General features: G+C 45.7%; 8 protein-coding genes, 3 tRNA genes, 1 rRNA gene and 1 pseudogene. 10 read left to right on the forward strand and 3 right to left on the reverse strand.

Annotated features, from left to right (window positions below):
* The 3 genes and pseudogenes from L4B77_RS17780 to rhlB form a co-directional block, all read right to left on the reverse strand.
* A pseudogene (locus tag L4B77_RS17780) lies at window positions 1-241 on the reverse strand (helix-turn-helix domain-containing protein); the annotation flags it as partial.
* Between the two features lie 86 nt (window positions 242-327).
* A complete protein-coding gene (gppA, locus tag L4B77_RS17785; RefSeq protein WP_261838415.1) occupies window positions 328-1,821 on the reverse strand; it encodes a guanosine-5'-triphosphate,3'-diphosphate diphosphatase in 1,494 nt (497 codons plus the stop codon).
* A 6-nt stretch (window positions 1,822-1,827) separates the two neighbouring features.
* Complete coding sequence (rhlB, locus tag L4B77_RS17790; RefSeq protein WP_261838414.1) at window positions 1,828-3,138, reverse strand: ATP-dependent RNA helicase RhlB; 1,311 nt, start codon at window positions 3,136-3,138, stop codon at window positions 1,828-1,830.
* Between the two features lie 111 nt (window positions 3,139-3,249).
* Here rhlB and trxA point away from each other — a divergent pair, with 111 nt between their 5' ends.
* The 10 genes from trxA (at window position 3,250) to L4B77_RS17840 (ending at window position 11,565) form a co-directional block, all read left to right on the forward strand.
* Window positions 3,250-3,576 (forward strand): thioredoxin TrxA, encoded by a 327-nt coding sequence (trxA, locus tag L4B77_RS17795; protein WP_010440700.1) that lies wholly within the window; start codon window positions 3,250-3,252, stop codon window positions 3,574-3,576.
* A 199-nt stretch (window positions 3,577-3,775) separates the two neighbouring features.
* Window positions 3,776-5,035 carry a transcription termination factor Rho gene (rho, locus tag L4B77_RS17800; protein ID WP_029222011.1) on the forward strand — a complete coding sequence of 420 codons (1,260 nt, stop codon included), beginning with the start codon at window positions 3,776-3,778 and terminating at the stop codon, window positions 5,033-5,035.
* Between the two features lie 111 nt (window positions 5,036-5,146).
* Window positions 5,147-6,142 carry a hypothetical protein gene (locus L4B77_RS17805; protein ID WP_261838413.1) on the forward strand — a complete coding sequence of 332 codons (996 nt, stop codon included), beginning with the start codon at window positions 5,147-5,149 and terminating at the stop codon, window positions 6,140-6,142.
* Between the two features lie 98 nt (window positions 6,143-6,240).
* On the forward strand, window positions 6,241-8,082 hold the full coding sequence (ubiD, locus tag L4B77_RS17810) for a 4-hydroxy-3-polyprenylbenzoate decarboxylase (RefSeq protein ID WP_429752061.1): 1,842 nt from the start codon (window positions 6,241-6,243) through the stop codon (window positions 8,080-8,082).
* Window positions 8,079-8,348, forward strand: coding sequence for a 2Fe-2S iron-sulfur cluster-binding protein (locus tag L4B77_RS17815; protein ID WP_261838411.1), 270 nt, complete (start codon window positions 8,079-8,081; stop codon window positions 8,346-8,348). Before ubiD ends, L4B77_RS17815 begins: the two co-directional genes overlap by 4 nt.
* A 20-nt stretch (window positions 8,349-8,368) precedes the next feature.
* Window positions 8,369-9,082 carry an NAD(P)H-flavin reductase gene (gene fre, locus L4B77_RS17820; protein ID WP_261838410.1) on the forward strand — a complete coding sequence of 238 codons (714 nt, stop codon included), beginning with the start codon at window positions 8,369-8,371 and terminating at the stop codon, window positions 9,080-9,082.
* Window positions 9,083-9,633: 551 nt separating this feature from the next.
* A 16S ribosomal RNA gene (locus L4B77_RS17825) occupies window positions 9,634-11,188 on the forward strand.
* A 122-nt stretch (window positions 11,189-11,310) separates the two neighbouring features.
* Window positions 11,311-11,386 (forward strand) — tRNA-Glu (locus L4B77_RS17830).
* Between the two features lie 2 nt (window positions 11,387-11,388).
* Window positions 11,389-11,464, forward strand: a tRNA-Lys gene (locus L4B77_RS17835).
* A gap of 25 nt (window positions 11,465-11,489) precedes the next feature.
* Window positions 11,490-11,565, forward strand: a tRNA-Val gene (locus L4B77_RS17840).
* The last annotated feature ends 265 nt before the right edge of the window (window positions 11,566-11,830 follow it).

The raw sequence follows: 11,830 nt of genomic DNA on the forward strand, positions 1-11,830 counted from the left end.
GTGTGTGCGTGAGAGACCATTCATTCGTCCACATTAAATTCAATGCTTTTCGTTTTGTTTGAGCAGTCGCGGCATGCTTAGTTGGTAAAAATGAATCAGTATCATGGATGGCAAAGACTTGAGCCCAATACCGTATCTGTCTTGAAGAAATTGAATATTGTTTTGCTAAGTAGAGAGATGACGTGCCATCTAAGTATTGCTTAGCAATGATACATTTTAGCTCTCGGCTATATTTGGACATAAAAAGACCCCCAATAATTGGTGTCCAACTATTGGGGGTCAGTTCAAACTTGGGCTTTTTTAATGCCTAGTATCAGATAGTTAATATCAAAGACATTCGATGTTGAGCGGCCAACCGATATCTGTCTGACGGTTCGACTCAATTTCCAATTCAGCAGCTGTGAGTGGGTTGCTGGCTAGCCATTGCTCTGACAGACTCAATGTTAGCTTGTCCTCTTGTGCCGTTAATGTCACTTGTGGTTCAAGGTCGGGGTTACGACGGTGAGTCAACAAAATCGCCAAACGAAGAATACGTAAAATACGCTTGCTGCTGGTGCCCGAGATAGCGTGTTGCTCTGGCAATGACGTTAGTTGCTCATGGTAGCGACGCACGAGTTCACCGAGATAGTATTTTTGAGCACGTGTAAAACCAGGTAAATCTGAGTTTTGGAGTAAGTACGCGCTGTGTTCGCCGCCTTTTTTGAAATCGATGGTTAAACCAATCTCGTGCAGTTTAGCGGCCGTTTGTAAAAGGACACCAGCTTGAGGTTCTGATACCCATGCACTTGCCCCCGCTTGTTCAAACAGAGATTGCGCTAACGATGCGACTTGCTCCCCGTAAATGGTATCTATTTGGTAGCGAGACTGAACACTTGCAATAGTGCGAGCTCGAATATCTTCTTGTCGTAACTCATCTACCATCTCATAAGCCAGGCCTTCACGGAGTGCACCGCCCGCGAGAGTCATTGAATCTATTTTAAGTATCTCAAAGACAGCAATTAGAATTGACAGACCACTCGGGAATACGAGAGCACGTTCAAGGGTTAACCCTTCAATCTCTAATTCTTCGAGTCGCTCTGCTGCCATCGCTTGTTTTTGTAGGCGTTTCAGTTTGGCGTGAGTAATGACCTCATCCATACCTTGTGCCAACATGATTTCTTGCAAAGCTTGAACTGTGCCACTGGCACCGACACACACGTCCCAGCCGATATCAGTGTAGCGTTCAAGGATTGGAACCAACGTTGATTTTGCGGCTTCAATAGCATTATTAAAGTTGGTTGCGGTGAGTTGGCGATCTTTAAAGTGGCGTTCAAGCCAAGTAACACAACCCATTTTTAGGCTAGTCAATGCTTTGGCTGAGAAACCCTCACCAATGATCATCTCGGTACTTGCACCGCCAATATCGACAACCAGTCGGCGGCCACTACCACCAGAAGTATGGGCTACGCCTTTGTAGATGGTCGCCGCTTCTTCTTCACCCGAAATAACGTTGATGTCATAACCGAGTATCTGGTTGGCTTTTTCTAGAAATATATCCACATTGGTCGCGGTACGTAGAGTTGCGGTACCGACAATGCGGATATTGTCTTTTGGAATGTCTTGCAGTCGCTCTGCAAAGAGACTCAAACAGTCCCAGCCGCGCTGCATAGCTTCTGTGCTAAGCGCATTATTTTCATTTAAGCCAGCGGCTAAACGCACTTTGCGTTTAATCTTAGCCATGGTTTGAACGCTGCCGTCAATATGACGTACAACGAGCATATGAAAACTGTTCGATCCGAGGTCGATTGCAGCGTAAAGCGGGGGCGACACTGTTTGACTCATAAGCGACTAAGCTTCCTTGTTATGACGCGGTTGGCGTGGGCGACGATTCGGGTTTGGTTTACGGTTACCGTTGCGTGGGCCATTGTTGTTTGAGCGGCGTTGTTGCGGGTTACGTGTGCGTAAGCGCAATGGTGCTGGCAGATCTTCTAATAGTGCCGAAGCATCGTAGTCAGACATCGGGATAGCGTGCTCAATGTATTCTTCGATTGGTGGCAAGTTGATAGCGTAATCTTCACAAGCAAAACTGATTGAGTGGCCGCTTTCGCCAGCACGACCTGTACGGCCGATACGGTGAACGTAGTCTTCGCAATCGTCTGGTAGGTCAAAGTTGAATACGTGAGTGACTTGAGGGATATGCAGGCCACGAGCGGCAACATCGGTTGCGACAAGCAGGTCAACTTCGCCTTGAGTGAATTGCTCAAGAATCTTTTCACGCTTCTTCTGTGGGACATCACCGGTTAGCAGACCAACACGGTGACCATCGGCAGCCAGGTGGCCCCAAACGGATTCACATTTGTGCTTGGTGTTAGCGAAGATGATCGCGCGATCTGGCCATTCTTCTTCGATTAACGTTTGTAGAAGCGCCATCTTATGTTCGTTAGAAGGGTAGAAAAGCTCTTCTTGAATACGGTGACCAGTCTTGCGCTCAGGTTCAACAACGACATGCTCAGGGTTGTGCATGTGTTCGAACGCAAGTTCTTGTACGCGGTAAGACAGCGTCGCAGAGAACAACATGTTCAGACGATCTTTAGGTTCTGGCATACGACGGAACAAGAAACGGATATCTTTTATGAAGCCGAGATCAAACATACGGTCAGCTTCATCAAGCACAACGGCTTGAATATGATTGAGGTTAAACACCTTCTGCTTGTAAAAGTCGATGATACGGCCAGTCGTCCCGATTAGGATGTCTGCACCTTCTTCAATTTTACCCTGTTGCTTGTCGTAGCTTTCGCCACCGTAAGCCAGCGCTGCCTTGATCCCCGTGCTTGCAACGAGAGAGTCAGCATCGTTAAAGATCTGAATCGCTAGCTCACGCGTTGGTGCCATAATAATTGCACGCGGCTGGTTAGGCTTACGCCCTTCATGCTCAGGTGTTTTTAATAGGTGGTTAAAAGTAGCAGTAAGAAACGCAAGCGTTTTACCAGTGCCCGTTTGGGCCTGGCCTGCAATGTCTTGGCCGGTGAGCAGTACCGGGAGCGCCAAGGCTTGGATAGGGGTGCAGTAATCAAACCCTTTTTTCTCCAATCCTTCAATGACTTGAGGAAGTAAATCCAAGTCGGCGAACTTTTGCTCTGTGATATGTGTCTTTTTCATTGCTATAGAATATCAGCTTAAGCTTGCAATACGAAAGTAAATACATTCCAATAGGGCATCTATTTACTGGTTATCATCCAACCAGTTCTAAAAAACACATTGGAGTGGAAGATGAGTGATAAGATTTTGCAGCTAACTGATGACGGTTTTGATAACGATGTAATCAATGCTGCAGGCCCGGTTCTTGTTGATTTTTGGGCTGAATGGTGTGGTCCATGTAAAATGATTGCGCCAATTCTCGATGAAATCGCAGACGAGTACGAAGGCAAGCTCACAATCGGTAAATTAAATATCGACCAAAATGCTGGTACTCCACCAAAATTTGGTATTCGCGGTATTCCAACGCTACTTCTTTTTAAAGATGGCGGCGTAGCTGCGACTAAAGTGGGTGCGTTGTCTAAAACTCAGCTTAAAGAGTTCCTAGACGCGAACCTATAATCAGGTGAGTAACTGAAAAGAAACCGTGCAGTTAACAAATGCGCGGTTTTGTTTTTTCTAAGCTATAGACTAGTCTTAGTTTTAGTGCTAATTTATCGCACGTTAATTGAACAAATTCTCTTCTTGGTCGAGCCTGTGACCAAATCCTTCTTAACTTAAGAAAACAGATCCTATTTTGACTAAACAAACTTCCACCACTATGAATCTTACTGAACTGAAGAACAGACCTGTGTCTGAACTTGTGAAACTTAGCGAAAGCCTAGGTCTTGAAAATCAAGCTCGTTTAAGAAAACAAGACATTATCTTCTCCATCCTTAAAGCGCATGCAAAAAGTGGTGAGGACATCTTTGGTGATGGTGTTCTAGAAATTCTTCAAGACGGTTTTGGTTTCCTGCGTAGCGGCGATAGCTCGTACCTTGCTGGGCCAGATGATATTTACGTATCACCAAGCCAGATTCGTCGTTTTAACCTTCGCACGGGTGACTCTATTGGCGGTAAAATCCGTCCACCTAAAGATGGCGAGCGTTACTTTGCACTGCTTAAAGTAAACACGGTTAACTACGACAAGCCAGACAACGCTCGTAACAAGATTCTTTTTGAAAACTTGACTCCTCTTCATGCCAACGAACGTATGGTGATGGAAGCAGGTAATGGTGCCACTGAAGATATCACAGCTCGAATTCTTGACCTTGCTTCACCAATTGGTAAAGGTCAACGTGGTCTGATTGTTGCTCCACCTAAAGCGGGTAAGACAATGCTTCTGCAAAATATTGCCCAAAGCATTGCTCGCAATCATCCTGAGTGTGAACTAATGGTTCTACTGATCGATGAGCGCCCAGAAGAAGTAACAGAAATGCAACGCCTAGTAAAAGGTGAAGTGATTGCTTCGACTTTCGATGAGCCAGCATCTCGCCACGTACAAGTTGCCGAAATGGTTATCGAGAAGGCGAAACGTCTTGTTGAGCACAAAAAAGACGTGGTTATCCTATTGGATTCTATTACTCGTCTAGCTCGTGCTTACAACACTGTGATTCCTTCATCAGGAAAAGTGCTGACTGGTGGTGTTGATGCGAATGCACTTCATCGTCCTAAGCGTTTCTTCGGTGCAGCGCGTAACGTAGAAGAAGGCGGTAGCTTAACCATCATCGCAACAGCACTGGTTGATACTGGTTCTAAGATGGATGAAGTAATCTACGAAGAATTTAAAGGGACAGGTAACATGGAACTGCACCTTAACCGTAAGATTGCTGAAAAGCGTGTATTCCCAGCGATTGATTTCAACCGCTCTGGTACTCGTCGCGAAGAGCTACTTACCAAAAGCGATGAACTACAGAAGATGTGGATCCTGCGTAAGATTGTTCACCCAATGGGCGAAACAGATGCAATGGAATTCCTTATCGACAAACTCGCAATGACCAAAACCAACGATGAATTCTTTGACGCAATGCGTCGACAGTAATTTTGACCGGTTGATGGATATCAAAAAAGCGCTGCCTTCGGGTGGCGCTTTTTGTTTGCATTTTACCGTGCGAGCTTGCAGAATAACAAAAAGTGTTAAAAGGAAGTTAAAATGCGACATGGACTGTTGTCATCATTACTCCTGTCTACTTCACTGTTAATGTCATCGGTTGGTATGAGCTATGCAACAGAGATGTCCCCACATACAGTAGAGTCTTGGCTTGAGAATGATCAAGTAAAATTGAAAACGACTGAATTATTCGAGCTTGTGGTACATGATGAGGTGGATTCTCTTCGTTTCGCACTTGAACGCCTAACATTTCCTCAACAAGAGGTCACTCGTTACCAGCTCTTGAAAAAGCTTGAGCAACAAAAAATCGTACTCACTTCCAAGATGGCTCTTTTTATTGAGCAGCAACTTGCTATCACGCCCACTTATCAAGTTTTGGAGCGTGGGGATGGTTACGAATTTACGATACCCGCCTTCGATTACCCTTCCATTGCCAATCGACTCATCAAACAGTGGCGGCAAGATCAAAATACACAGCAGTTTGTGCTCGATGCAGAGAAGCAAGATCTCGATTTGAAGATGTGGTTGTCGGGCAATGAGTACCAAGTTCAAACTCGAGAGTCTTTGTTAATCAAGGAGCTCGATAGTTTGTCGCCTGAGGCTGTCGATTACCTAACGAAACAACTCACAACGTCTTCTATTGTGAGTTGGTTGCCCTCAACGGAGGTTGTCGTTCGATTAGCTCAAGTGAGTCAAGATCCTGAGGTATACAACATTTTATGGCGTATGAAGGCCGATTATTACAGCCAAGCTGAATTAGTGCGGCTTGCTGAAACCCAACAAGTATTTGCACTTGAGCAAGTCATGGCTGCGACTAAGAATCCTCGTTTGAAGGATGAAGCCATTACTTTGCTTGCCAAGGTTAAGCCGCTGTCTGAAGAGGTAAAACAGTTCCTTGTCTCTAGGATGGCAATTGCTGATGAAGCGCCATTAGTCGCCCGTGAATTGGCCAAACAAGGTCATACGCGATGGTTGCAGGATCTTGTCAATGATAACCCTCAAGTGAAGAGTTCTTTAATCAAGCAAGCATTACCGTAAAGTGGATGTTATCTCTTAATAACCACACTAAAAAGGGGGACCTCAACGTTCCCCTTTTTGATATACTGAGTGCAGAATAATCAGCATGTAGAAGCCTTATGAGTTTTAAAGATTTACGTGATTTTATCGACCATCTTGAAAGTATTGGTCAGTTGAAACGCATTTCTCACCCCGTCGATCCTGACTATGAAATGACCGAGATTAGCGACCGAACTCTGCGTGCTGGTGGCCCCGCTCTTTTATTTGAAAATCCGGTAGGCTATGACATGCCTGTTTTGACTAACCTATTTGGTACGCCTGATCGCGTAGCCATAGGTATGGGGCGTCAAGAGGTTAAAGAGTTACGAGAGGTGGGTAAGTTACTTGCCTACCTAAAAGAGCCAGAGCCACCAAAAGGCTTTAAAGACGCTCTTGATAAACTGCCAGTGTTTAAGCAGGTCTTAAACATGCCAGTTAAGCGCCTTCGTAAAGCAGCGTGCCAGAAAGTGGTTTGGCAAGGTGATGACGTCGATTTAGATAAAATTCCGGTGATGAGTTGTTGGAGTGACGATGTCGCTCCCTTGTTAACATGGGGGTTAACAGTGACTCGTGGTCCGAACAAAAAACGCCAAAACTTAGGTATCTATCGTCAACAAAAGATCGGTAAGAATAAAATCATCATGCGCTGGTTAGCCCATCGTGGTGGAGCCCTTGATCTGCGTGACTGGATGGAAACTCACCCCGGTCAACCGTTTCCAGTCTCTGTCGCGTTTGGTGCAGACCCTGCCACCATTTTAGGTGCGGTTACGCCTGTGCCAGATACCTTATCGGAATATGCGTTTGCCGGTCTATTACGTGGTAGTAAAACAGAAGTCGTCAAGTCAGTCAGCAATGACTTAGAAGTTCCTGCAAGTGCCGAAATCGTGATGGAAGGTTACATCGACCCGAATGAATTCGCAGATGAAGGGCCCTATGGCGATCATACTGGTTACTACAACGAGAAAGAAAAACACCACGTGTTCACTATTACTCATGTCACCATGCGCGAGAACCCTGTCTATCACAGTACCTACACTGGCCGTCCGCCGGATGAGCCAGCGGTATTGGGTGTGGCGTTAAATGAAGTGTTTGTTCCTATCCTTCAAAAACAATTTCCAGAAATCGAAGACTTCTATCTCCCACCGGAAGGTTGTTCATACCGAATGGCAGTCGTCACCATGAAGAAGCAATATCCTGGTCACGCCAAACGAGTGATGATGGGGGTTTGGTCTTTCTTACGTCAATTCATGTACACAAAATTTGTTTTGGTATGCGATCAGGACGTTAACGCTCGAGATTGGTCTCAAGTAACCGCAGCGATGTGTAAATATATGGATCCGACACGCGATAGCCTGATGATAGAAAACACACCGATCGATTCTCTAGATTTTGCTTCTCCAGTCGTCGGTCTTGGTTCTAAGATGGGCTTAGATATCACTAAGAAGTGGGAGGCAGAGTTAGCGTTGTCATCAGATGTAGAAGCAGCCCCAGTTAAGAGCGAACATCTAGAAGGTGCTTTGGCTGAACTAGTTAAGCGTTGTTCTGAAATCATCGATATTCATCTGCAAAATGACAATGCCAGTATGGTTATCGTCTCTATTGATAAACAAGCGGCAGGTAATGGTAAAAAAATCATGGAAGCAGTTTGGTCTCAGTTTGATGAGAACAAGTTTGTCATCGTCTGTGATGGTGACGTTAACGTGAGTGACTGGAATGATATTATTTGGGCTGTGACGACAAGAATGGATCCGGCAAGAGATACGTTATTTCTACACAACGACACTGGATACTCCAAGATGGGTCTAGATGCGACGAATAAGTGGGAAGGCGAACGTCTTCGTGAGTGGGGCGTACCAATTACAAAAGATCCTGAGCTCGTCAAAAAAATTGATGGCATCTGGGAACAACTGGGAATTTCATGACCTACAAAATCGTGTTATATCCAGAAAAAATAAGCTTTACAGTAGAAAAAGGGCAAACGGTTTTGGATGCTGCGCTCAACAGCGATATCCATTTTCCAAACCGTTGCCAAGTTGGTGCATGCGCTATGTGTATGTGCAAAATATTAGAAGGCCAAGTGAGTTATCACCTTGAACCCATGCTCACAGAGAAAGAGCAGCTTCAAGGTTGGATTTTTGCTTGCCAAGCATTTGCAGAAAGTAATTTAGTTCTAACCTTTGCCGATTAAGGGTTAGTGAGAGGAAGAACATGACGATTAAATGTAAAGTGAAGTCTATCGAGCCGCTGGCTTGTAACACTTACCAAATTCTACTTCACCCTGAAACACCGGTGGCTTTTAAAGCTGGTCAATACTTGATGGTTGAAATGGGTGACAAAGATAAACGTCCGTTTTCTATTGCAAGTAGCCCTTGCCGCCATCAAGGCGAGCTTGAGTTACACATCGGTGCAGCTGAGCATAATGCTTATGCTTCAGAGGTGGTTGAGGCAATGAAAAAAGCACAGGCAGAAGGTGGCAATATTGCTATAGATGCACCTCATGGTGATGCATGGGTTAAAGAAGAGAGCGAGCGTCCTCTACTACTGATCGCTGGTGGTACGGGCTTTAGTTACGTGCGATCTATTTTGGATCATTGCATCGCACAAAACAGTAAAAAAGAGATTCATCTGTATTGGGGGGCAAAAGACGAGTGCCAGCTGTATGCCAAAGAAGAACTTGTCGATATTGCAGCAAAACACAGCAATGTTCATTTTGTACCAGTAGTAGAAATAGCGCCTGAAGTTTGGCATGGTCAAACGGGCAATGTGCTTGAAGCGATCAATCGAAGCTTCGAATCATTGGCTGATTTTGATATCTATATTGCAGGACGTTTTGAAATGGCGGGTGCTGCAAGAGATTTATTTATTCAGAATAAACAAGCAAAGCGTGATCATATGTACGCAGACGCTTACGCATTTATCTAACAATACTTTTGGATTTAGAACAAAAAGAGAGCAAAAATGTTCTCTTTTTTCCATTTAGGTGAACTATTAGGCATTTAAGCCTTATTTATTCATTTTTGATGAAAAAGTAGTTGCTAAGCTGAGAGGGGGGCTTATAATGCGACCCCACTGAGACAGCAGACGCCACAAGGCTTCAGCGAGAATCAGTAAGACGGAAGGCGACAAAAATTAATTTTCAAAAAAGTGTTTGACACTGAATGTTAATTCGCTAGAATGACCGTCCACTTCGAGAGGTGCCTTACATAAAAGGAACGCTCAACAAGTGAAGCTCTTTAACAATTTAAACCTATCAATCTGTGTGGGCACTCGTTGATGAATATCAAAACGTTTTATCGTTAGATAAAGCAGATTCTTCGGAATCAAAATTGATTTCAATGAACTGAGTGACCAATCGAGATTAAGTTTACTTAGTCTTGGCACAGTCAATTCATTATCATTCTGTTGGAATGGTAATAGCTTTAGAATTACTTTTTGTAGTTTTGAAGTCAGTATTCGTTGAGTCACAAAATCTTAAATTGAAGAGTTTGATCATGGCTCAGATTGAACGCTGGCGGCAGGCCTAACACATGCAAGTCGAGCGGAAACGACACTAACAATCCTTCGGGTGCGTTAATGGGCGTCGAGCGGCGGACGGGTGAGTAATGCCTAGGAAATTGCCTTGATGTGGGGGATAACCATTGGAAACGATGGCTAATACCGCATAATGCCTACGGGCCAAAGAGGGGGACCTTCGGGCCTCTCGCGTCAAGATATGCCTAGGTGGGATTAGCTAGTTGGTGAGGTAATGGCTCACCAAGGCGACGATCCCTAGCTGGTCTGAGAGGATGATCAGCCACACTGGAACTGAGACACGGTCCAGACTCCTACGGGAGGCAGCAGTGGGGAATATTGCACAATGGGCGCAAGCCTGATGCAGCCATGCCGCGTGTATGAAGAAGGCCTTCGGGTTGTAAAGTACTTTCAGTTGTGAGGAAGGGGGTAGYGTTAATAGCGCTATCTCTTGACGTTAGCAACAGAAGAAGCACCGGCTAACTCCGTGCCAGCAGCCGCGGTAATACGGAGGGTGCGAGCGTTAATCGGAATTACTGGGCGTAAAGCGCATGCAGGTGGTTCATTAAGTCAGATGTGAAAGCCCGGGGCTCAACCTCGGAACTGCATTTGAAACTGGTGAACTAGAGTACTGTAGAGGGGGGTAGAATTTCAGGTGTAGCGGTGAAATGCGTAGAGATCTGAAGGAATACCAGTGGCGAAGGCGGCCCCCTGGACAGATACTGACACTCAGATGCGAAAGCGTGGGGAGCAAACAGGATTAGATACCCTGGTAGTCCACGCCGTAAACGATGTCTACTTGGAGGTTGTGGCCTTGAGCCGTGGCTTTCGGAGCTAACGCGTTAAGTAGACCGCCTGGGGAGTACGGTCGCAAGATTAAAACTCAAATGAATTGACGGGGGCCCGCACAAGCGGTGGAGCATGTGGTTTAATTCGATGCAACGCGAAGAACCTTACCTACTCTTGACATCCAGAGAAKCCAGCGGAGACGCAGGCGTGCCTTCGGGAGCTCTGAGACAGGTGCTGCATGGCTGTCGTCAGCTCGTGTTGTGAAATGTTGGGTTAAGTCCCGCAACGAGCGCAACCCTTATCCTTGTTTGCCAGCGAGTAATGTCGGGAACTCCAGGGAGACTGCCGGTGATAAACCGGAGGAAGGTGGGGACGACGTCAAGTCATCATGGCCCTTACGAGTAGGGCTACACACGTGCTACAATGGCGCATACAGAGGGCAGCAAGCTAGCGATAGTGAGCGAATCCCAAAAAGTGCGTCGTAGTCCGGATTGGAGTCTGCAACTCGACTCCATGAAGTCGGAATCGCTAGTAATCGTGAATCAGAATGTCACGGTGAATACGTTCCCGGGCCTTGTACACACCGCCCGTCACACCATGGGAGTGGGCTGCAAAAGAAGTGGGTAGTTTAACCTTTCGGGGAGGACGCTCACCACTTTGTGGTTCATGACTGGGGTGAAGTCGTAACAAGGTAGCCCTAGGGGAACCTGGGGCTGGATCACCTCCTTATACGAAGATACTTACGATGAGTGTCCACACAGATTGATTAGGTTTAGAAAAGCAAAGAGATGAAGAACTCCCAAGTTCTTCGAAGTTTGTTTCTGCTTTTAAAGTGGAGATAAATTAGCAGTGTCCCGTTCGTCTAGAGGCCTAGGACACCGCCCTTTCACGGCGGTAACAGGGGTTCGACTCCCCTACGGGATACCATTGGGTCGTTAGCTCAGTTGGTAGAGCAGTTGACTTTTAATCAATTGGTCGCAGGTTCGAATCCTGCACGACCCACCATTTCCTCCCAAGGAAATAAAATTTGGGGCGATTAGCTCAGTTGGGAGAGCACCTGCCTTACAAGCAGGGGGTCACTGGTTCGAGCCCGGTATCGCCCACCATTTAAACACAACAAACACATTCAAGTGTCTTGTATTCGATTCAAACTTGTTTGAATCACAATTGAGTCCGGCAAACAGTCATTGAGAATTAACCCTTCTTAATGACAACCAAAAACCTTGGTTGCTTTTTGTCTTCACTTTTTAAAAGTGAAAGCAAATTTGTATCATACACAAGACCCTTTCGGGTTGTATGGTTAAGTGACTAAGCGTACACGGTGGATGCCTTGGCAGTCAGAGGCGATGAAAGGCGTAATAACTTGCGATA

Source organism: Vibrio minamisatsumaniensis, assembly GCF_050337445.1.
Taxonomy (GTDB): domain Bacteria; phylum Pseudomonadota; class Gammaproteobacteria; order Enterobacterales; family Vibrionaceae; genus Vibrio; species Vibrio artabrorum.